Source organism: Mesorhizobium sp. 01N446 (genome assembly GCF_056399285.1).
Window position 1 is genome coordinate 40,389 of record NZ_JBFTRA010000017.1, and the last position, 22,258, is coordinate 62,646.

The 22,258-nt window shown below is 62.1% G+C and carries 21 protein-coding genes; 3 read left to right on the plus strand and 18 right to left on the minus strand.

Annotation, left to right across the window (positions count from 1 at the left end; all coding sequences use genetic code 11):
* Positions 1–390: 390 nt before the first annotated feature.
* On the minus strand, positions 391–1,812 hold the full coding sequence (locus AC1DPX_RS34180; protein ID WP_477242368.1) for an APC family permease: 1,422 nt from the start codon (positions 1,810–1,812) through the stop codon (positions 391–393).
* Positions 1,813–1,960: 148 nt separating this feature from the next.
* Between AC1DPX_RS34180 and AC1DPX_RS34185 the strand changes: the two genes are divergently transcribed.
* Positions 1,961–2,563 carry a TetR/AcrR family transcriptional regulator gene (locus AC1DPX_RS34185; protein ID WP_202354503.1) on the plus strand — a complete coding sequence of 201 codons (603 nt, stop codon included), beginning with the start codon at positions 1,961–1,963 and terminating at the stop codon, positions 2,561–2,563.
* Positions 2,564–2,605: 42 nt separating this feature from the next.
* Complete coding sequence (locus AC1DPX_RS34190) at positions 2,606–3,763, plus strand: DmpA family aminopeptidase (RefSeq protein WP_477242370.1); 1,158 nt, start codon at positions 2,606–2,608, stop codon at positions 3,761–3,763.
* 120 nt (positions 3,764–3,883) lie between these two features.
* Here AC1DPX_RS34190 and AC1DPX_RS34195 read toward each other — a convergent pair whose 3' ends face one another.
* Complete coding sequence (locus AC1DPX_RS34195) at positions 3,884–4,924, minus strand: glutamine synthetase beta-grasp domain-containing protein (protein ID WP_477242372.1); 1,041 nt, start codon at positions 4,922–4,924, stop codon at positions 3,884–3,886.
* Positions 4,925–5,237: 313 nt separating this feature from the next.
* Here AC1DPX_RS34195 and AC1DPX_RS34200 point away from each other — a divergent pair, with 313 nt between their 5' ends.
* Positions 5,238–5,429: a DUF2735 domain-containing protein gene (locus AC1DPX_RS34200; protein ID WP_096445691.1), complete on the plus strand. Its 192-nt coding sequence runs from the start codon at positions 5,238–5,240 to the stop codon at positions 5,427–5,429.
* Positions 5,430–5,508: 79 nt separating this feature from the next.
* Here AC1DPX_RS34200 and AC1DPX_RS34205 read toward each other — a convergent pair whose 3' ends face one another.
* From AC1DPX_RS34205 to secY, 16 genes are all read right to left on the minus strand, one after another.
* Positions 5,509–7,398, minus strand: coding sequence for an MFS transporter (locus AC1DPX_RS34205; RefSeq protein ID WP_477242374.1), 1,890 nt, complete (start codon positions 7,396–7,398; stop codon positions 5,509–5,511).
* A gap of 180 nt (positions 7,399–7,578) precedes the next feature.
* Positions 7,579–8,370 (minus strand): ATP12 family chaperone protein, encoded by a 792-nt coding sequence (locus AC1DPX_RS34210; RefSeq protein WP_477242376.1) that lies wholly within the window; start codon positions 8,368–8,370, stop codon positions 7,579–7,581.
* A gap of 12 nt (positions 8,371–8,382) precedes the next feature.
* Entirely contained in the window at positions 8,383–9,255 is an 873-nt protein-coding gene (locus AC1DPX_RS34215) for a DMT family transporter (RefSeq protein WP_477242396.1), read from the minus strand.
* Between the two features lie 47 nt (positions 9,256–9,302).
* A complete protein-coding gene (locus AC1DPX_RS34220; RefSeq protein ID WP_202354508.1) occupies positions 9,303–10,283 on the minus strand; it encodes an RluA family pseudouridine synthase in 981 nt (326 codons plus the stop codon).
* Positions 10,284–10,344: 61 nt separating this feature from the next.
* A complete protein-coding gene (gene crcB, locus AC1DPX_RS34225) occupies positions 10,345–10,719 on the minus strand; it encodes a fluoride efflux transporter CrcB (protein ID WP_477242378.1) in 375 nt (124 codons plus the stop codon).
* Between the two features lie 47 nt (positions 10,720–10,766).
* Positions 10,767–12,422: a hypothetical protein gene (locus AC1DPX_RS34230; RefSeq protein ID WP_477242380.1), complete on the minus strand. Its 1,656-nt coding sequence runs from the start codon at positions 12,420–12,422 to the stop codon at positions 10,767–10,769.
* Positions 12,423–12,668: 246 nt separating this feature from the next.
* A complete protein-coding gene (locus tag AC1DPX_RS34235) occupies positions 12,669–13,499 on the minus strand; it encodes an aspartyl/asparaginyl beta-hydroxylase domain-containing protein (protein WP_477242382.1) in 831 nt (276 codons plus the stop codon).
* Between the two features lie 176 nt (positions 13,500–13,675).
* On the minus strand, positions 13,676–14,347 hold the full coding sequence (locus AC1DPX_RS34240; protein WP_477242384.1) for a DUF930 domain-containing protein: 672 nt from the start codon (positions 14,345–14,347) through the stop codon (positions 13,676–13,678).
* Between the two features lie 5 nt (positions 14,348–14,352).
* Positions 14,353–15,660, minus strand: coding sequence for a replication-associated recombination protein A (locus AC1DPX_RS34245; protein ID WP_477242386.1), 1,308 nt, complete (start codon positions 15,658–15,660; stop codon positions 14,353–14,355).
* Between the two features lie 41 nt (positions 15,661–15,701).
* Positions 15,702–17,195, minus strand: coding sequence for a DegQ family serine endoprotease (locus tag AC1DPX_RS34250; protein WP_477242388.1), 1,494 nt, complete (start codon positions 17,193–17,195; stop codon positions 15,702–15,704).
* A 180-nt stretch (positions 17,196–17,375) separates the two neighbouring features.
* Positions 17,376–17,807, minus strand: a complete 432-nt coding sequence (rplQ, locus tag AC1DPX_RS34255) for a 50S ribosomal protein L17 (RefSeq protein WP_202354513.1) — start codon at positions 17,805–17,807, stop codon at positions 17,376–17,378.
* 104 nt (positions 17,808–17,911) lie between these two features.
* A complete protein-coding gene (locus AC1DPX_RS34260; RefSeq protein ID WP_006205443.1) occupies positions 17,912–18,922 on the minus strand; it encodes a DNA-directed RNA polymerase subunit alpha in 1,011 nt (336 codons plus the stop codon).
* A gap of 104 nt (positions 18,923–19,026) precedes the next feature.
* Complete coding sequence (rpsK, locus tag AC1DPX_RS34265; protein WP_006205444.1) at positions 19,027–19,416, minus strand: 30S ribosomal protein S11; 390 nt, start codon at positions 19,414–19,416, stop codon at positions 19,027–19,029.
* A 157-nt stretch (positions 19,417–19,573) separates the two neighbouring features.
* Complete coding sequence (rpsM, locus tag AC1DPX_RS34270) at positions 19,574–19,942, minus strand: 30S ribosomal protein S13 (protein ID WP_006205445.1); 369 nt, start codon at positions 19,940–19,942, stop codon at positions 19,574–19,576.
* Between the two features lie 217 nt (positions 19,943–20,159).
* Entirely contained in the window at positions 20,160–20,756 is a 597-nt protein-coding gene (locus tag AC1DPX_RS34275; protein ID WP_477242390.1) for an adenylate kinase, read from the minus strand.
* Positions 20,753–22,093 (minus strand): preprotein translocase subunit SecY, encoded by a 1,341-nt coding sequence (gene secY / locus AC1DPX_RS34280; RefSeq protein WP_202354515.1) that lies wholly within the window; start codon positions 22,091–22,093, stop codon positions 20,753–20,755. Before secY ends, AC1DPX_RS34275 begins: the two co-directional genes overlap by 4 nt.
* Between the last annotated feature and the right edge of the window lie 165 nt (positions 22,094–22,258).

Here is a 22,258-nt window from a genome sequence, read left to right on the forward strand (position 1 = left end):
GCCAATTTCGATGTATGAACAGAGGCTTATAGAGAGGATCATTGGTGTACGGATGAGCCGGAACAGGCTGTTTTCCGGGCTTTTTCGACGAACTCGGAAACGCACGACACCAATGGCGCCGACGGGGGTCAGTCAAAAGCCTCCCCGTCCGGTGAATTTGTTCGATCCTTTTCAGCTTGACTTTTTTTGGGGGTATTTCAATCCAGACCGTACTTCGCGAATTGTCGGCAAGAGGTCGTGGCAAATGGCCTACAAGGCTCGGCAATGCAACCCGGCCCCACCACCCGAATCGGCTGATGCACCAGGGTCACGCGGATCCCTCGCCGTGACAAAAGAGAACCCCGACCGAAGCCGGGGTTCTTGCAGGGACAAGAGTCGGAGGGTGACGCCTTATCCGGCAAGTTCGTCGGGGCCGTGCAGGTTCCAGTCCGTTCGCCTGGCCAGCACCAGCACATAGTAGATCGCCGCCACGACCATGATGAGCAGCGTGGCGATCAGGCTCGGGCGGCCGAAGGCGGCGTCGAGCAGGTTCTGGTAGGCGACATAGACCAGCGCCACGAAGGCCAGGATGGCCGGGACCGGAAACAGCGGCATGCGGTAGTGCCCGCCTGCCGTGCTGCCGTTGCGGCGGCCGGCAAACACCGCCACGCACAGAAGCGCGTAGATCACCACCAGCGACGTGCCGCTGACCACCAGCAAGAGGTTGATGTCGATGAAGCAGGCGACCGCCGCCAGCACCGACACGACGATGGTGGCGATCCAGGGCGACGCATAGCTGCCGTGGACGGAGGCGACCGCGGCGTTGATCGGGCCGAACCAGGTCTTGTCGCGGCCGGAGCTGAACAGCAGCCGCGCCGCCTGCAGGATGATGGCGATGACCGCGTTGAAGATGGCAACCGCGATGGCAAGGCTGATCAGCACCGTCAGCGCATGGCCGCCGCGCGCCTCGAGGAAATATTCTATTTTCTGCGGAGCCGCGAGCAGGCCCGGCAGATCCGGTGAGCCGAGCAGCACGGCGGTCAGCGGAATGAGTTCCGCAGCGACCGTGATCAACAGCGCCCACACCACGATCTTGCCGATGTTGCGCTTGGCGTCCTGCGTCTCCTCGCCGAAATAGGCAGCCGCCCCATAGCCATTATAGGCAAAGAGCGAAACAGCGGTGGCCGCAAGGATGATGCCGGCCGACGCCGGCACCAGCGTGTTGGAGGCATCGAGCAATTGCGGCGAGGTGAACAGGCTCGACAGCGGCCGCTCGACATGAGCGAAGCCGAGACCGGTCAGGATCAGCAGCGCCAGCATCTCGATGCCAAGGAAGATGCCGGTGACGAAGGCGTTGAGCTTGATGCGCATGGCCGCGACCGTACCGGCCAGAGCGATCGTCACCACGCCGACCCATTGCGGGCTGAGATTGGGAATGAGAACGCCGAGATAGGTGCCGACGCCGAGCGCTATGACGGCGACGATCAGCACGATCGACACGAACACCAGCACCAGCGTGACAAAGCCCCAGAAGCGGCCAAGCGTGCGGCCGATCATGGTGTATTCGCCGCCGGCCATCGGGTAGGCCGACGACAGCTCGGCATAGACGAAGGCCATGAACAGCCCGATGACCGCGGCAATGACGAAACTGAGGAATGAGCCTGTGCCGGCAAGCGCAATGACGCCCGGCACGATGATGAACACCGAGGATGCCGGCGTCACCGCCGACAAGACGATCATCAGCGTGCCCAGCGCATTGAGCGCCCGGTCCAGCCCCTTGGCGGTTGGCGCGGCCTTGTCGACCGGCCCTGTGGTTGCTTCGTTTGTAGACATCGTCCTCCCCTTTTTTTAATAAGATAAAAATTATCCTCCGCTGCGGAACCTATCGACGGAGTCAGATATCGTCAACAAATATGGCGCTATGGTGCTTGCAAAATTTTGTATGCCAGTTTTAAACTGAATCAAATTCAGGAAACCAAAAATGGGACGACCCAAAACCCAGACCGATCGCCGCCTCACCCTCGTCGCGGCGGCGGAATCGATGATCGCCAGGCGCGGCCTTGCCGGCGTCACGCTGCGCGACGTCGCCAATGAGGCGGGGATGAGCTCGAGCGCCCTGCTCTACTACTATCCCGGCCTCAAGGACCTGCTGGACGATGTGCAGCGCAAGGCTGTCGAACGGTTCTGCACGATACGCGCGGCGTCGGTCGCCGAGATCGCCGATCCGCGGCTGCGATTGAAGACGATGATCGAGAGCGGGCTGCCGACCGACGCGGACGACCAGCTCTGCCGGCTGCTGCTCGAGCTCGGCGCCTATTCGCGATCGGATGCGAGCTATGCCGCCCGCCACATCACTTTGTTCGAACGGCAGGTGTCGATCTATGTCGGCATCCTGGAAGCGGGTGCGGCCACCGGCGTCTTCAAGCTGCAGACGGCCAGCGAGACGATCGCGCGCAGCCTCGTGGTGCTGGAGGACGGGCTGGGGCTGCATCTCGTCAATGTCGTGCCTGCGGTCGATCAGCTTTCGGCGCTGGCCATCCTGACCAGCTACGCCGAGCTTGCCACCGGCTGCAGCCTTCGCTGAGCCGGCTTTGTATCAACGGAGCAAATCCCAAGCATGGACCAAATGCCGACCCAGACCACCACGCCAGCCGGCAGAGCGAGAGCCCGGGCGCTCGCCATTCCGTTGCAAGGCACGCCCGGCCCCGCCAATGCCATCACCGATGTCGCCGGCGTCCTGGTCGGTTACTCGACGATCATCAAGGGCGAAGGCGAGCTCAACCTCGGACACGGACCGGTGCGCACCGGCGTGACGGCCATCCTGCCGTTCGGCCGAGACGGCGTCGGTTCAGCCTGCGCGGCCGGCTATCATTCCTTCAACGGCAATGGCGAGATGACCGGCGCATCGTGGATCGAGGAGGCCGGCAGCATCAGCCTGCCGATCCTGATCACCAACACCCATGCGGTCGGCCCCTGCCATCGTGGCGTTATCGACTGGGTGGCGCGCCACAAACCCGACGTCGCCAAGCAATGGCTGCTGCCGGTGGTGGCCGAAACCTGGGACGGCTATCTCAACGACATCAACGGCTCGCATGTCACGGTCGACCACGCCATCGCCGCGATCGACAATGCAGCGAGCGGACGCATCGAGGAGGGCTCGGTCGGCGGCGGCACCGGCATGAACTGCTATGCCTTCAAGGGCGGCTCCGGCACGGCCTCGCGGATCGTCGACTACGGCCATCGTTCCTACACGGTCGGCGTCTTCCTGCAGGCCAATTTCGGTTCGCGTCGCGAACTCACCATCGCGGGCGTACCGCTTGGGCATGAGCTTGCGGATGACAATCCGATGGAGTCCTACTTCAGCGGCAGCCCGACCGGCGCCGGTTCCTGCATCGGCATCATTGCCACCGATGCACCGCTACTGCCCGGCCAATGCAAGGCGCTGGCCCGGCGCGTGCCGCTCGGCCTGGCGCGGACGGGCACCACCGGCTCGCATTTCTCCGGCGACATTTTTCTCGGCTTCTCGACCGCCAATCGCGATGAACTCAATGGTCGCTTTCCCAGGGGTGCCCCGACCGAGCAAAGCTATAGCCATATGGATTTCATCCCTTGGGGGCGGATGGACGATTTCTATGCAGCCGTCGTGCAGGCGACCGAGGAGGCGGTGCTGAATGCGCTGGTCGCCAACAGTGACATGACCGGCCGCGACGGCAACCGCACGCCTGCCTTGCCGCATGGCAAGGTTTTAGCGGCGCTGAAGACACGTGGGGCTGTCGCCGGCTGAGAACGGCAGACGCACCCGCGCCTCGCAAAGACGAAAAAGCCCTGACGTTTCTCCGCCAGGGCTTTTTGTTACCGAGTTCTGGTCGCGGCGAAGACCTTGCGATCCGCGCCGCGAAAACAATCAGGCGGCGGCGGAAACCTTCGCGTCGGTCGCAACCTGCGAGATCGTCTTCAGCACCTGCGAGGCGATCTGGTAGGGGTCGCCCTGGGAGTTCGGACGGCGGTCTTCCAGATAGCCCTTGTAGTCATTCTTGACGAAGGAGTGCGGCACGCGGATCGACGCGCCACGGTCGGCGACGCCATAGCTGAACTTGTTCCACGGCGCGGTCTCGTGCTTGCCGGTCAGGCGCTTGTCGTTGTCGGGGCCGTAGACGGCGATGTGGTCCATCAGGTTCTTGTCGAACTGCGCCATCAGGGCCTCGAAATAGGCCTTGCCGCCGACTTCGCGCATGAACTTGGTCGAGAAGTTGCAGTGCATGCCCGAGCCGTTCCAGTCGGTGTCGCCGAGCGGCTTGCAGTGGAACTCGATGTCGATGCCGTATGTCTCGGTCAGACGCAGGAGCAGGTAGCGCGCCATCCAGATCTGGTCGGCGGCCTTCTTGGAGCCCTTCCCGAAAATCTGGAATTCCCACTGGCCCTTGGCCACTTCGGCGTTGATGCCTTCGTGGTTGATGCCAGCCGCGAGGCACTGGTCGAGATGCTCTTCGACGATCTTGCGCGCGACGTCGCCGACGTTCTTGTAGCCGACGCCGGTGTAGTACGGGCCCTGCGGCGCGGGATAGCCGCTCTCGGGGAAGCCGAGCGGACGGCCGTCCTTGTAGAAGAAATACTCCTGCTCGAAGCCGAACCAGGCGTCCTCGTCGTCGAGGATGGTCGCGCGGCTGTTCGATTCATGCGGCGTGACGCCATCGGGCATCATGACCTCGCACATGACAAGAATGCCGTTGGTGCGGGCCGGATCGGGGTAAAGCGCCACCGGCTTCAACACGCAATCGGAGCTGCGGCCTTCTGCCTGCATGGTCGAGGAGCCGTCGAAGCCCCACAGCGGCAGCTGTTCGAGCGTCGGGAATTCGGCGAATTYCTTGACCTGCGTCTTGCCGCGAAGATTGGGGACCGGGGTGTAACCATCGAGCCAAATGTACTCGAGCTTATATTTCGTCATTCTAGCCTCTCGTTGCTTGTTCACCGAACACCAAACGGCGACACGCGTCCGCCGTCGGCAGCCGGCGCTGCCGATCCTTAAAATGCAATTCGTGTGCCACTCCGGAGTCGGCGGGTGCGGCAAAATGGCAGGGATATCGCGTTGAATTTGCTGAGCCGCCTCATCACTGGGCCCATATCAGTCAAACGCACATCATGCATAAATATTAGGCAAACAATGATCTTTTCGTAGGCATATTGCCTAAAGGAATCGCAGCGCCTATCTTTGGAGAAAGCTGAATCGACAAGCTCCTGAAGAAGAAAGGAGATCGCCCATGGAAGTCGTCCCATCCCGTCCGTCGGCAAAAATTCTGATGTTCCCTCTGGCAGCGCGCAACTCTGCCTCAAATTTAGGCGCAAAGGCGAAATTCGCGGCAGAGCTCGCCTCGCTGCGTTACACGCATGCCGATTTTGACGGCTGGTATCACGAAGCGGCCGTCGAAGAAGAAAATCAGCGCAAGAGCTGACCCGCTTCTTCGGGTCTCATACATGAAAAGCCCGGCGTGATCGCTCACGCCGGGCTTTCTGTTGCCGATGCTCCGTCCGCTAGTCCTTGTCGTGAAGATCCGTGCCAAGCGTGTCGCGAACGAAGATCATGCCGATGACCAGCGTGATAGCCGCAATCACCACCGGATACCAAAGGCCATAGTAGATATCGCCCTTATAGGCGCTGAGCGCGAACACCGTCGCCGGCAGCAGTCCGCCGAACCAGCCATTGCCGATATGATAGGGCAGCGACATGCCGGTGTAGCGGATACGGGTCGGGAACATCTCGACCAGGATCGCGGCGATCGGCCCATAGACCATGGTGACGAACAGAACCAGGATGAACAGGATACCGATCGTCATCGGCCAGTTCACCGCCGCCGGATCGGCGAACATCGCGAAGGCACCGCCGCCGGGTATGTTGTAGACGGTGACCTCAGGCGCGCCCGCTGCCTCGTCTGCGGTCAGAATCTTGTCCTTGATCGCCTGCTCGGTTGGCACGGCTGCCTTCTCGCCGCCACGGATGGCGGCGGCATCGAGCTTCAGCTCCGGATTTGCCGCGATGAAGGCGTCAAGCTTCTGGTCCGCGACCTTGATCGCCGCGCGCTTCAGTGGATAACCGCCGTCCTGCAGCGACATGTTGACGGCCTTGACGAAGGCAGCGTCCTTGGCCTTGGCCTGATCGCCCGCGGCGACCGCGTCATAGGACGCCACCGTCTCGTTGCCGATCTTGACCGACGCAGCCGTTCCGGCCGCGGCGGTCGACACCACGTCAAAGGGAACCGAGTTCTTGGTCAGGAACGAAGTCGCGATGTCGCATGACGTCGTGAACTTGGCGGTGCCGACCGGGTTGAACTGGAACTTGCAGTCGCCAGGGGCCGCCGTGACCGTCGCCCTCGTGTTCTGCTGCGCCTTGGCAAGCGCCGGATTGGCGGCCCAGGTCAATGCCTTGAACAGCGGGAAGGTGCAGACGATGGCGAGCGCAAGGCCAGCCATGATGATGGGCTTGCGGCCGATCTTGTCGGAGAGCCAGCCGAACACCACGAAGAAGATCGAGCCGAGCGCCAGCGCGATGGCGATCATGATGTTCACCGACTGCGCATCGACCTTCAGCACGTTCTGCAGGAAGAACAGCGCGTAGAATTGGCCATTGTACCAGACCACGGCCTGGCCAGCAGTGAGGCCAAGCAGCGCCAGCAGTGCAATCTTGGCGTTCTTCCACTGACCGAAGGCTTCCGAAAGCGGTGCCTTCGAGCCTTTACCTTCATCCTTCATCTTCTGGAAGGTCGGAGACTCCGACAGAGACAGTCGAATCCAGATCGAAACCGCGAGCAGTACGAAGGAGACGATAAACGGAATACGCCAGCCCCAAGCGGCGTAGGTTTCCTTGCTCAGAGAGCCCTGAACAATCAGAATGACGATCAGCGACAGGAACAGGCCAAGCGTCGCTGTCGTCTGGATCCATGAGGTGTAGAAACCGCGACGGTCGTCAGGCGCGTGCTCGGCGACGTAGGTTGCCGCTCCGCCATATTCGCCGCCGAGCGCCAGACCCTGCAGCATGCGAAGGATGATCAGGATCACCGGAGCCGCGATACCCAAGGTCGCATAACCGGGCAGCAGACCCACCAGGAAGGTCGACAGGCCCATGATCGTCATGGTGACGAGGAAGGTATATTTGCGGCCTACGAGGTCGCCGATACGGCCAAACACCAGAGCCCCGAACGGGCGCACGAGAAAGCCGGCGGCAAAAGCCAGCAGCGCGAAGATGTTGCGCGTCGCCTCGGGAATGGTCGGGCTGAAAAAGGTCGAGCCAATGAAGGCGGCCAATGAGCCGTAGAGATAGAAATCATACCATTCAAAAACGGTGCCGAGCGAGGAAGCGAAGATAACTTTCTTCTCCTCCCGCGTCATGCCGCGGCTCGTTCCGCCGGCGGTCGATGCAATTGCCATTGCCTTGTCCTCCCGTGAGACCCTTGTCCTCGATGCTGCGTTCAATCGTCCGCGTTCTCCTCCGAGCACGGACTCACGACAGCCATCACCGAAAAAATGACAGAAAGCGTCCCACGACGGCAGAGCGACGATGGGATTATGACTTTGGTATTAGGTGCGGTGCGGCAATCGCCGTAAGGATCAGGCCCTGAGCGCTTCGAGAAGGCTGACGGCAGCCATCATGTCGCGTTTGCGGGCGGCGCGGCGCGCGACCGCTTCGGCGTCCTGCCCCCAATGCTCGATCTGCCAGTCCTCGTCGACATGGCCGGCGGCCCAGGCAGAATCGGCGTCGAGTTCGCCAAAATCGACGGCCAGCGCCAGCAGCGCCGAACCGGTCAGCGAGGTCATGAGGTGGATGGCGGCCAGCCGCAATGGCTCGGCGCGCTGATTGAGATGACTGCCCAGAACGGCGATCGTCTCGCGCGGCTGCTCGACATGGATGATCCCCTCGGCAAGGTTGAAGCGAGCCCCCAATGCAGTGCGCGCCCAATCGACGACCGGATCCCACTGCCCGTTCTGCCGCTCGACCAGCCCTTGAGGCGCGTCGGCGCGGTAACAGAGCAGATCGGACGAGGCAAAACGCAATATGTCTTCCAGAACCGCCTGCGGATCGCTGGCAACGCCGTCGATGGCGGTGTTGACCAGACGCATCACCGGCATCGTCACCGGATTGATCGTCTCGCCCTGTTCGGCGAATTCGTCGGCAACCAGCAGCGCCGCCGCCTCGGTCGGCAGCGCCAGCAGCGCCTTGCCCGGCGTGCGCACCGGCTTGCCGTCGAGATGCACGGCAAAACCCTCCTCTACCGGCGCAACCGAAGCGGTCTTGTAGAAGCGCTTGGGCAGCGGCGTCTTCATCTGGATCTGGGCGCGGCGCACCGGATCCGGATCGGAAAGATACTTGCCCGCTTCAAGGTCGTTGAGGATGTCACGCATGAAAACTCTCTCTCACACCGGTGTCAGCTTGCGCGCCGGCCGGTTGACGATGATCAGGCCCGCCGCAATCAAGCCAAGTGCCAGAAAAATGCGAATGGTCAGCGGCTCGTTCAAGATGAGCGCGCCGCACAAGACACCGAAAACCGGCGACAGGAAGGTGAAGCTGGACAGGCCGGAGGCCGGATAGCGGCGCAGCAGCCAGAACCACAGGACATAGGTGAAGGCAACGATGTAGATCGCCTGGAAAAGCAGCGCCAATGTCGGCAGCAAGGACGGGTCACGCACCGGCGGCCCGGCGAGAGGCAGCACCAATATGCCGACGATCGCCGCGCCGGCGAGTTGGTAGAGCAGCAGCTTCTCGGCGCTCGCCTCAACCAGTTTCGACCGTTTGATGAGGATGTTGGTCAAGGCCCAGAAAAACCCGGAGCCGAGACTGAGCAGATCGCCGAACAGCATATCCCCGCCACCGCCAAGCTTGTCGGAAAAGACGGCGGTGAGGCCGGCAAACGCCAGCAGCAGGCCGAGGAACTTGCGCATGGTGATCTGTTCGCCAAGCAGGAAGTGACCGCCAATCAGCATCCAGAACGGCATTGAATTGACCAGCAGCGTGTTGCGGGCAACGGTCGTATGCTCCAGGCCGACATAGAGGCAGAGGAACTCGATGCCGAAAAGCACGCCCACGGCGATGCCGGCGAGCAATGTGCCATCGCGCGCGAACAGCGCTATGCCGCGCCAGCGGCACCAGAGGAAGACGCAGAAGCCGCCGATGATCGAGCGAGCGATCGACAGGAAGACGGGGTCGTAGCCGGCATAGGAGATTTTGGCGGCGACGTAGTTCAGGCCCCAGGAAAAGGTCAGACCGACCATGATGGCGACGGCGGCCATGTCGACTGTATCGCGCCGATCGAGCGCGTCGGTGGCGCCGCTCAAGATCAATCCTCCGCGCTGGCGTCGTCGAAGCCGATCAGGTTCCAGCTCTGGCGCATATGCGGCGGCATCGGCGCGGTGACGTCGATGACGCCCTTGTCGGGGTGCGGAATGACGATGCGGCGCGCATGCAGATGCAGGCGGTTCTGGATGCCGCCGGGGAAATCCCAGTTGGTGTCGGCCTCGAAATATTTCGGGTCGCCGATGATCGGACAGCCGATATAGGCGGCATGGACGCGAAGCTGGTGCGTGCGGCCGGTATAGGGCTCCATTTCCAGCCAGGTCATGGTCTGCGCCGCCTGCTCGATGATGCGGTAGTAGGACACCGCATGGTCGGCGCCTTTTTCACCATGCGCGGCGACCCGGACACGATCGCCGTCCTCGGTGGGCTCCTTGATCAGCCAGGTCGAGATCTTGTCCTCGCGCTTCGGCGGCACGCCCTTGACCAGGGCCCAGTAGGTCTTCTTCGTTTCGCGGGCGCGGAACGATTCCGACAGCTTCATGGCGGCCAGTCTCGTGCGGGCCACGACCAGCACGCCCGACGTGTCGCGGTCGAGCCGGTGGACCAGCCGCGGCTTTTCGCCCTTCTGGTTGCGCCAGGCTTCCAGCATGTCGTCGACATTGCGAGTTACGCCCGAACCGCCCTGCACCGCAAGGCCCGCCGGTTTGTTGAAGACGAAAACCTTCGGATCCTCATGGATCAGCATTTTTGCGAGGACGTCGGCATCGCCCTGGTTGCGGATCGAATGGCCGGTCAGCGCGCTCTCGCCCTTCTTGTCGACCTCAAGCGGCGGGATACGCACCACCTGGCCGGGCTCGACACGGCTGTCGGCCTTGACGCGGCCGCCATCGACGCGGATCTGGCCGGAGCGCAGCAGCTTCTGCAGATGGCCGAAACCAAGGCCCGGGAAATGCGTCTTGAACCAGCGATCGAGCCGCATGCCCGCCTCGCCGGCCTCCACCGTGATCTGTTCAACGCCTGCCATTTTTTCTTCGCTTATCCGTTTCCAAAGCAGGGCTCGGCCTGCGCTTGGCGCGGCAATAGCACTAAGGCAGGCTTCTTGCGAGCCAAAGTCCCAGAAACAGGGCGACAATGGCGCCAATGACGCTGGCCAGCGCATATCCAAACGCCGGCAGCGTGGCTCCCCGCTCCCACAGCGTCGCGAAATCGAGCGAAAAGGCGGAAAAAGTCGTGAAGCCGCCAAAGATGCCGGTGGCGACGAACAGCCTGACTTCGTTCGACCCGCCGCGGCGCGCCAGGGTGGCGATGAACAGGCCCATGGCGAAGGAGCCGACAATGTTGATGGCCATCGTGCCCCAGGGATAGTTGGGGCCGACAAAACGCAGCGCGCCCATATTGGTGAGATGGCGGATGCCGGCGCCGATGCCGCCGCCGACGACCACGAGAAGCAGATTGAACATCGTGGTCTACTGCCCCGGTTGAGGCGGTGGCGTCAATCCCTTCGCCGTCACCATTCAGGTACTGCCCAATCCGGATACTTCTTCCTGAATTCGGCATAGAGGGCATCGACCTCGGCTTTGCTGACCGGGCGCACCTGCTCATAGAGATAGCCGACGACACCGCCGGACAATCGGTATTCCGCGATGCGCCTGTATGCGGCGCCGATGCCCTTGCCTTCAAGAATATGCTGGTTCGGGATCGTGACGCAGATCTGAGCGCCCGGTTGCAGATGCGTGACCGGCCGGTCGGTCACGACGACATATCTGGATTTCAATGCGTCCGGTTGGAACCGATCACGACTGTCCACCTGGCAAATCCATCCGACATGGGCAACCAGGTCCCGGTTCATGCCGAACAACAGGGCGTCGCTCATCACCGAACCCGACGCAAATACCGAAAAGCGGTCCTCCGGTCCCATCCTGGCGATGAGGTCATCGATAAGGCGCCCGTATTCGGGGAGATTGTCGAGGTGAAGTGGAAGCGTGGCCTCCCTGGCGAAGACAAAGCCAACCGGGGACAGCAGCTGACGGCCGGCCGGAAAAAACGTACCCAAAAAAGCCAGTCCGGCGACAACGGCGATGGCGGCGGTCGACCATCGTGACTTCAGCCCCGGCACGGAGACGATCGAAACGATCGCCTGGGCATAGGCGGGAAAGAGCCAGAGAAACATTGGCAAGGAATGATGCCGTTCCGGGTCCTGCGTCCGGATGAAAGCCAGGAAGGTGAGCACCGAGGCCATGGCACAGAACAATGCAAATCTGTTGTGGCGCACAATCGAGATGTAGAGGCCCACGACAATCAACGCCCAGTTCAGATAGCTGAGCCGGGATCCGACACCACCGAGCTGGGTGACGAAGGTCGTCTTGTATCCGCTGTAAAGGTCGGCGTAGCTGGTTTGCAGAATCTTGGCGATCAGCGGCAGCTGGAAATTCAACGCCGTTGCCGCAATGAGGAAAACCGCGCACACGCCGCCCAGAGCCGCGTTGCGGAAGGCGGCAAAGTCTCGGTCCCTCGCGATCCGCAGCAAACAGAAAAATGCCGCGGAAACGGTGATCCCTATGGCGGCATAGGCATACCAGCGGCGCAGCATGAACGCCAACCATAGGCACGCGCCGACGGATATTCCTGATATCACCGGTTCGCGGGTCAGGAACCTGGATTTCCAGAGAAAATAGGTTGCCGCGGTCAGGGCGAGACAGCCGGCAACGTCAGGCATTCCCCGAAGCGTCGGCGCCCAGAACGGCGTGTACAGGAAGGCCGCGATCCAGACGGCGATCCAGCTTCGGGACGGTGTCTCGGAGACCGCCTCCCGATAGCTTATCCTGCCTATCAAAAGGACTGCCGGGACCAGGTAGACCGCGACTATTCCGGCGACGAAGGAAAGCCTTGAACCGCCGAAAACAAGGTGAAACGGCATCAGGGGCACCAGGATCGCCACGCCGTAATCTTCCGTCGCGATGGAGGTGTCCAATTGGCTCAGCCATTCGGAAGGGCTCTCGACCAGGAGCGCGCCCTGCTGGTTGAACATGTTGAAATAGGCCGCGAAGTCCCAATAGTAGACGGACTCTTCGAGATTTATGTACGCGGCGCTGAGGGCAATCCCAAGCAACACGGTGCACAGGTAGGTACCCGTCCAGAATCCGAAGATCTTGTTCTTTGTCACTTGAGGCCGCCAGGGAGGAAGAGACAGAACTGCGGGACCAAAACCGGAGCCATCCCAGACACTGCCAGGACCCGCTCCGGCGAATCTTGTGACAAGATTCATATAATGAAGTGTTGAGAGCCCAAATGGACAGTTGCTTGAACGAGCATCTCGCAAGCAAGGAGAAGGCCCTGAAGGGCCGCCACGAAGCAGCCGGCGGAGATGCTTGCTTGCAACCGCCGCCGGCAGCGTCGACGGATTCTCAGTTCAGGTGGTTTCGACCTTCTTCGGCTTGGTCGAGCCGATCATCTTCCAGTTCTTGTAGAACATCGAATTGATGCGTTCGACGCTGACCGAAACAACAGCGAGCATGCCGGCGATCAACCTCGGGAACGGGGACGGCCTGATGATGTCCATGAACACGCAGTAGCGGCGGCCGTCATATTCGTTGACCGAACGGTGCAGCAGCGTGTCGTCGAAAATGAACTGCGGATTGTCGTACCAGTAGTTCTTGACGTTGCCGCATTCGACGAAGATTTCCGCCTTCACCGGGATCAGGTTGTAAAGGATGCGCAGGCTGAGCCGCAGCGGTCCGAAGTGCCAAGAGGTCGATTCGCGCTTGCTGAAAACCGACACGGCGATGGTCTTGATGTATTTGAAATCCTTGTTGAACTCGGCGATGTTGTCGATCTTGTGCTTGCCGTACCACTGGTAGACATACATGCCGCGCCGGCCGGCGCCGAAATTGGCGTCGATGTCGGCGATGATCTCTTCCTTGCGTGCCTTGAAGATGTCCAGGACCTCATTGACCTCGCGCTGATAATCCTGCGGAAACTGCTCCAGCTTCCAGACGCCGTGGTTCCTGTAGCAAAGCAGATCGACCAGCAAGTTGAACGGCGACAAGAGCCAGGTGAACAGGCCGTTGCCGAGGAAATAGCCCGAGAACAGCGCCATATCCTTCCTGTCGTTGCGCAGCACGTCGATCAGGCCGCAGACAACGAAGATCGTCGTCAGAATGGGGATGAAGTAGAAGCCAAGGGCGAAAAGCGGGACGGCGATGGCGAATTTGCGAAGGGATTTGCGAAGGGCTTTTGTCATTTTTCCACGCGCGGAGCGCGATCCTGTTGCGAATGAGTTTGCCAAATCACGGCAACGACCACCGCCCGGTCGTGCGCCTTGATAAGGTTTTTTGGGTCGCCGCACAACGCCACGACATCGTGGCCTGGCAGTTGCCTGGTGGAATTTGCCAGACTTCGGTCAATGCACCTCTGGGGTCAATGCACYGCTGGCAAGCCGAGCTCGTCCCATTTCTCCCTGGCCACGGGATCGCCGACCAGGAACTCAAAGCCGATGACGCTTTCGCCGTCTCGTGCGAGCTGGCATTTGAACCTCAGACTATACCAGTTTTTGCGACTGCGGAAAGCCGCGCCATCGGCGGCGATAGTGGTGCCGCGGATCTTCTCCTCGGCCGTTGCGTAAGGCACGACGCGTTCCGGCCGAAAGTCCGCGCGCCAACGCCGGATCTGGTCCATGGCCTCGAGATTGCACAATTGCACCATGCGTTCGTCGGAAGCGAAGGTCGCGAGATCGGCGCGCGCCTGCCGGCTGCGCGGATCGGCGAGCGTCTTGGCCGACAGCATTTCGGTCGGCCGAATCATGGCCGGCGCTGTGGGCGGTGCAGGTCGAGGAGCGCTCGGCGTTGGTGCCGGCGCGGGCGCCTGTGCCTCGGGAGGCGGTGCTGGCGCCGGCGGCGGCCTTGTCGAGGCCTCGAACTGCTGCGGCGTCAGAATATCGACCGACATCCGTTCCTCGTCCAGCCGCTTCGGCCGCTTTGGCAGCGGCATGAGCGCCAGCATGGCGGCCAGCAGCGCGTGGAGAGCAACTGAGGTTGAGATGCCCCATGGCGAGGCCTCGCTTCGAAGCGTGACGACCACCGGGCCACGCAAATCCGCTATTCCCGTTCCTTGCGCAGCTTCGCCCAATAGTCGAGCCGCTTCCTGATGTCGCGCTCGAAGCCGCGCTCGGGCGGATCGTAGAATGTCTGGCGGCCCATCTTCTCCGGAAAATAGTCCTGGCCCGAAAAGGCGTCCGGTTCATCATGATCGTATCGATAGCCCGCGCCGTAGTCCTCTTCCTTCATCAGCTTGGTCGGCGCGTTGAGGATATGCTTTGGCGGCAGCAGCGAGCCATGCTCCTTGGCAGCGCGCGTGGCGGCCTTGAAGGCGGTGTAGACGGCGTTGGATTTCGGCGCGGTGGCAAGATAGACGGTGGCTTCGGCAAAGGCGAGTTCGCCCTCCGGAGAGCCCAGATAGTCGTAGGCGTCCTTGGCGGCGTTGGCGACGACCAGCGCCTGCGGATCGGCAAGGCCGATGTCCTCCATCGCCATGCGCACCAGCCGGCGGCCGAGATAGAGCGGATCCTCGCCGGCGTCGAACATGCGCGCGAGATAGTAGAGTGCCGCATCGGGATCGGAACCGCGCACCGATTTGTGCAGTGCAGAGATCAGATTGTAGTGGCCGTCCTGGCCCTTGTCGTAGATCGGCGCGCGGCGCTGGACGATGCGCTGCAATCCTTCGGGGTCGAAGACCTCACCAGGCTTGGCGGCACGCCAGACCTCCTCGGCGAGCGTCAGCGAGGCGCGTCCGTCGCCATCGCTCATGCGGATCAGCATGGCGCGGGCCTCGTCATCGAGCGGCAGCGCCCTGCCCTCCGTCTCTTCCGCCCGCACCATCAGCTTGGCGATGCTCTCCTCGCGGAGCGAATGAAAGACCATGACGCGCGCGCGCGACAACAGAGCCGCGTTGAGTTCGAAGGACGGATTCTCGGTCGTGGCGCCGACCAGGACGACCGTCCCATCCTCCATGACCGGGAGAAAGGAATCCTGCTGGGCGCGGTTGAAGCGATGGATCTCGTCGACGAAAAGCAGGGTCTGGCGGCCGTTGGCGCGGCGAAGCTTGGCCGTCTCGAACACTTTCTTCAGGTCGGCAACGCCGGAAAACACCGCCGATATCTGCTCAAAGGCAAGGCTGGTCTCACCGGCCAGCAACCTTGCCACCGTGGTCTTGCCGGTGCCCGGCGGCCCCCAGAAGATCATCGAACCGAGCGAGCCGGAGCCGATCAGCCGGGTCAGAGCGCCGTCGGGGCCGGTCAGATGTTCCTGGCCGACGACCTCCCCAAGGTTCTTTGGCCGCAGCCTGTCGGCGAGCGGCCGCCCGGGCGGCGCTTTTTCCGGTTCATCGACACTGAACAGATCGGCCATGCACTTCTTTTGGTTTGGAGCGCGATCCCTTCAGACCGAACTCAGTAACGCAACACCTGGCGCAGTATCTGCCCGCCGCGCTCGACGGTAAAGCGCCACCAGCGCGTATCCTGCTGGGCTACCTGAGCCAACGTCGCGGCGGTATCGATGGTGGTGCCGTTGACCTCGCGCACGATGTCGCCCGGCAGGAAGCCGAAATCGGCGGCCGGCGAATCGCGGTTGATATCGATGACCGTCACGCCCTTGAGATCGGTGCGCAGGCCAAGCTTCTGGGCAAGGCGCGGCGACAGTTCGGCGACCTTGGCACCCGAGAACGGGCTGCGGCCATGCAGCGTCACTTCCGAGGCTTTCGCACCTTCCGGCGCGCGTTCCAGCGCGATGTCCATCGCCGCCTGCTGGCCCTTGGTCAGGATCGCGAAATTCGCCTTGGTGCCGATCGACAGCGTCGCCATGCGATAGTCCAGCGCCTCGATGCTCTCGACCGGCTTGCCGTTGATCTGCAGCACGACATCGCCCGCCTTCAGCCCGGCCTTGCCGGCTGGTCCCGTGGCGTCGACCGAAGAGACGAGCGCACCGGTCGGCTTTTCCATGCCGAGCGATTCGGCGATCTGCGGCGTCACCGCCTCGAACTCGGCGCCGATATAGGGACGTTCGAAGAAGTCGAGGCCGGCCTTGGCGGCATCGGCGAAAGCCCGCACCATATTGGCGGGGATGGCGAAGCCGATGCCGATCGAGCCGCCGCTGCGGCTGTAGATGGCGGTGTTGATGCCGACCAGCTGGCCGCCCATGTTGATCAGCGCGCCGCCGGAATTGCCGGGATTGATGGCCGCGTCGGTCTGGATGAAATAGCCCGAATCCGAGACGCCGATATGACTGCGGGCAAGTGCCGAAACAATGCCGCTGGTGGTGGTCTGGCCCACGCCGAAGGGGTTGCCGATGGCCAGCACCAGGTCGCCGACCTCGAGCGCGTCGGAATCGCCAATGGCGATGACCGGGAACGGCTTGTCGGATTCGATCTTGAGCACGGCGAGATCGAGCGTCTCGTCCTTCAGCATCACCTTCGAGGTGAACTCACGGCCGTCGGCGGTCGCCACCTTGACCTCGTCGGCATCCTTGATGACGTGGAAATTGGTGACGATGACGCCGCTCGGATCGACGAGCACGCCCGAGCCGAGCGAGGACTGCGCGCGCGGCTGGGCGCGGCCGAAAAACTCCTCGAAGAACGGATCGCCTTCAAAAGGCGATGTGACCTTGGCCGTCTGCGAGGCATAGACGTTGACCACGGCGGGCGCCGTCTGCTTGACCAGCGGCGCGAACGAAAGCTGCACCTCCTCGCGGCCGAACGGCACGCGCTTGTCTGGCCCCGAAGTGGCATTCTCGCCCTCGACGCCATGCAGCAGATCGGTCAGCACGTCAGACAGGCCCGGATCGGCGGGCTTTGCGGCGTCTTCGGCGAACGCCTGCCGGACTGCCGGTGCGGCTGCGAACACCATGAAGGCGCAGAGCAGGACAAGGGACAGTCTTTTGGCGCGCATTCGCGAATCCTCCAAGGCAAGTTCGGGCGCATTGTCCCGACGATTGTGCAAAATGAAAGGCTAAGCCGCTGAAATCCGATTATTTTCGAGCCGGCGGATCTTTCCGGGCGTGCTCCAAACAGCGAAGGACATGAAAAAGGGGCCCGCAGGCCCCTCAATTCATTCCGGAAAGACGTGGCCTTATGCGGCCGCGGCTTCCTCGTCGGTGCCTTCGGCTTCGAGGCGAGCGCGGTCACCCGCGCCCTTGGCCGAGGTGTCGCGATCGACGAACTCGATGACGGCCATCGCGGCGTTGTCGCCGTGACGGAAGCCTGCCTTCATGATGCGCAGATAGCCGCCGTTGCGGTTGGCGTAACGCGGCGCGATGGTGTCGAACAGGCGCTTGACGACGCCTTCATTGCCGATCTGCGCGATCACCTGGCGGCGGGCGTGCAGGTCGCCGCGCTTGCCGAGCGTCACCAGCTTCTCGACGATCGGACGCAGGTCCTTCGCCTTCGGCAGGGTGGTGACGATCTGCTCGTGCTCGAGCAGCGACACGGCGAGGTTGGCGAACATCGACTTGCGATGGCTAATGCTTCTGGCGAAGCGACGGCCCTTGAAACCGTGGCGCATGGCTCATTTCCTTCTTCAGTTGTTCAAGAGGCCAGGGCCTCTGATGGTTTTCCGCATGACCGTCGGATCGGGCGGCTCACGCCGCCAATCCTTGGAATTCATGCTCAATATTGGTCTTCGTAACGCTTGGCGAGGTCTTCGATGTTCTCCGGCGGCCAGTCCGGCACTTCCATGCCGAGGTGCAGGCCCATCGCCGCCAAGACTTCCTTGATCTCGTTCAGCGACTTGCGGCCGAAGTTCGGGGTGCGCAGCATCTCGGCTTCGGTCTTCTGGATGAGATCGCCGATGTAGACGATGTTATCGTTCTTCAGGCAGTTGGCCGAACGCACCGAAAGTTCGAGTTCGTCGACCTTCTTGAGCAGCGCCGGGTTGAAGGCGAGCTCGGTGACGGCTTCGGCGGCGACTTCCTTCTGCGGCTCGTCGAAGTTGACGAACAGGCCGAGCTGGTCCTGCAGGATGCGGGCGGCGAAAGCCACCGCGTCCTCGCCCGAGATCGAACCGTCGGTCTCGATGGTCATGGTCAGCTTGTCATAGTCGAGAACCTGGCCCTCGCGGGTGTTTTCGACCTTGTAGGAGACCTTCTTGACCGGAGAATAGAGGCTGTCGACCGGGATCAGGCCGATCGGCGCGTCCTCGGCGCGGTTGCGCTCGGCCGGCACGTAGCCCTTGCCGGTGTCGACGGTGAATTCCATGCGGATTTCAGCGCCTTCATCCAGCGTGCAGATGACGTGGTCGGGGTTGAGGATCTCGACATCGCCAACTGTCTGGATGTCGCCGGCGAGAACCGCACCGGGTCCCTGCTTGCGCACGACCATGCGCTTGGGGCCGTCGCCTTCCATGCGGATGGCGATTTCCTTGATGTTGAGGACGATGTCGGTCACGTCCTCGCGCACACCGGCGATGGACGAGAATTCATGCAGAACGCCGTCGATCTGCACGGCGGTGACGGCCGCACCGCGCAGTGAAGACAGAAGCACGCGGCGCAGCGCGTTGCCCAGGGTGAGGCCAAAGCCGCGCTCGAGCGGCTCGGCCACCAGCGTGGTCAGCGTCTTCTTCTTCGACGAGAACTCGATCTTGTTCGGCTTGATCAGTTCCTGCCAATTTTTCTGGATCATGATGCTTTCCTTCCGTTGACCCGCCACCATCCAATCGTGGCGGGCGACCTGGAATACCGCGGAGGAACGCCCCTGTGGGCGTTCGCGCGGCGTTCGGTAATTTCTTAGACGCGGCGCTTCTTGCGCGGGCGGCAGCCATTGTGCGGGATCGGCGTCACATCACGGATCGAAGTGATGGTGAAGCCGGCCGCCTGCAGGGCGCGCAGAGCCGATTCACGACCGGAGCCGGGTCCGCAGACCTCGACTTCGAGCATGCGCATGCCGTGTTCCTGGGCCTTCTTGGCAACGTCCTCGGCAGCCATCTGGGCGGCGAACGGGGTCGACTTGCGCGAACCCTTGAAGCCCTGGGCACCGGCCGACGACCAGGCAATCGAATTGCCCTGCGCGTCGGTGATGGTGATCATCGTGTTGTTGAAGGTCGAATTGACGTGGGCAACGCCCGACGAGATATTCTTGCGTTCGCGACGGCGAACACGAGCGGCTTCCTTGGCCATGATAGTCCTTTCAGTTGATCTCTACACCGCCGTAATGCCAGCGGCTCCACCTTCGTAAGGGAGTAGGGGAATAGGGCAGTAAGCGAGTAGGGAAGAATGCGACCCGATTGGCGGGCATTCCCTACTGCCTTACTCCCCTACTCCCTTATTCCCTAAATTACTTCTTCTTGCCGGCGATCGACTTGGCCGGGCCCTTGCGGGTGCGTGCATTGGTGTGCGTGCGCTGGCCGCGAACCGGCAGCGAGCGGCGGTGACGCAGGCCGCGATAGCAGCCGAGGTCCATAAGCCGCTTGATGTTCATCGAGACTTCGCGGCGCAGGTCGCCTTCGACCTGGTAGTCGCGGTCGATGGTCTCGCGGATCTGCAGCACTTCCGCGTCGGTCAGCTGGTTGACGCGGCGCTCGGCCGGGATGCCGACCTTGTCGACGATCTCCTGGGCGAACTTCTTGCCAATGCCGTGAATGTACTGAAGTGCGATGACGACGCGCTTGTTGGTCGGAATGTTGACGCCGGCTATACGAGCCATGTTCTTTCCTTCTCCATGTGGGCCGGCCGACCTTCAAAAAAGGTAGTCCCGGCGCTGTCAAAGTTGCCCCGCGTCCGGTGGAGGCCGGCCCTTGCGGGAGTTTCCAGTTCAAAGCGACTCCCTTGCCCTTGCGGACAAGCAAAGTTCGCAGCTGATAGGAAGACGGGCCGCCATACCGCAGCGAGCCGCTCCCGTCAAGCCTAATCTTTAGATTCCGTTACCGCGCTTTGGCGGCCGCCTCCAGCACGGCTTCGATCTCGGCGGTAACCGCGTCGATGCTGGCCATGCCATCGACCGTCTTGAGCTTGCCTTTGGCGTAATAATAGCCGGTCAGCGGAGCGGTCTTCTTGTAGTACTCGCGCAGGCGTTCTTCGAACACCGCGGGATTGTCGTCCTTGCGCACCGGCTGGCCGGCGGCCTTGGCGTCCTCGGCGCGCTTGACGATGCGGCCGACCAGGGCCCTATCGTCGACGACCAGTTCGATGACCGTGTCGAGGCCGATGCCACGTTCGGAAAGCATCGATTCAACCGCATCGGCCTGCACCAGCGTACGCGGGTAGCCGTCGAGGATGAATCCCCTGGCGCAGTCCGCCTGGTCGATGCGCTCGGCAACGATGGCGTTGACAATGGCGTCGGACACCAGTTCACCGGCATCCATCACCGCCTTGGCACGCTTGCCGACTTCGGAACCGGCCTGAACGGCGGCACGCAGCATGTCACCCGTCGAGAGCTGGGGTATGCCGTGTTTTTCTACCAGTCTTTGTGCTTGTGTCCCCTTGCCCGCCCCTGGCGGCCCAAGCAAAATCAACCTCATCTGGCTTTCTTCCCCCCGCGCAGCTTCGACTTCTTGATCAGGCCTTCATACTGGTGCGCAATCAGGTGGCCCTGAATCTGCGCAACCGTATCGAGCGTGACACTGACCACGATCAGAAGCGATGTGCCACCAAGGTAGAATGGTACGCCAGTCGCCGAGATCAGGAACTCCGGCAGCAGGCACACCAGCACCAGATAGATGGCGCCGACGACGGTGATGCGGGTGAGAACGTAATCGATGTAATCGGCGGTGCGCTCGCCCGGACGATAGCCCGGGATGAAGCCCGAATGCTTCTTGAGCTGGTCGGCGGTGTCCTTCGGGTTGAAGACAATCGCTGTGTAGAAGAAGGCGAAGAACACGATCATCGCCGCGTAAAACAGCATGTAGAGCGGCTGGCCGTGGCCGAGCGAGGCCAGGATGGTGCTGGCCCAGGCGGGCATGTTGGTCGTCTGCGAGAAGCCGGCGATAGTGGCTGGCAGCAGCAGCAGCGACGACGCGAAGATCGGCGGGATGACGCCCGACGTATTGAGCTTCAGCGGCAGATGCGAGGTATCGCCCTGGAACATGCGGTTGCCGACCTGGCGCTTCGGATACTGGATCAGCAGGCGGCGCTGGGCGCGCTCGAAGAACACGATGAGCGCGATGACGACGATGGCCAGAACGATGATCGCCAGGATCAGGCCGGTCGAGAGAGCACCGGTGCGGCCGAGTTCCAGCGTGCCGGAAATGGCATGCGGCAGGCCGGCGACGATGCCGGAGAAGATGATCAGCGAAATGCCGTTGCCGATGCCGCGCGCGGTTATCTGCTCGCCGAGCCACATCAGGAACATGGTGCCGCCGACCAGGGTGACGACGGTGGAAATGCGGAAGAACATGCCGGGATCGCTGACGATGCCGTTGCCGTTCTCAAGTCCGACCGAAATGCCGTAGGCCTGCACCAGTGCCAGAAGCACGGTGCCGTAGCGCGTGTACTGGTTGATGACCTTGCGGCCCTGCTCGCCTTCCTTCTTCAGCGCTTCCAGCGACGGGATGACCGAGGTCATCAGCTGCATGATGATGGAGGCGGAGATGTAAGGCATGATGCCGAGCGCGAAGATCGCCATGCGCTGCACGGCGCCGCCGGCGAACATGTTGAACATGCCGAGCACGCCCTTGCTCTGCGAGGAGAAGGCCTGGGCGAAGGCGTCGGGATTGATTCCGGGAAGCGGGATGTAGGTACCGAGGCGATAGACGAGCAGCGCGCCGATGGTGAACCAGATGCGTTTCTTCAGGTCCTCCGCCTTGGCGAAGGCCGAGAAATTCAGATTCGAGGCTAGTTGTTCAGCAGCCGAAGCCATGCCTGATTCTCCGCTTGGTAACGCTTGATGGCCCGTGAGGTCAGGCGGTGCGTTTCACCGAAGCTCACGAGATAAGCTCCGGGCTCTAAACATGCAAGCGGCCGCGTTGACGCGGCCGCTTAATTGAGCAGATCAAAGCACAATCGCGAGCAAAAATGGGATCCC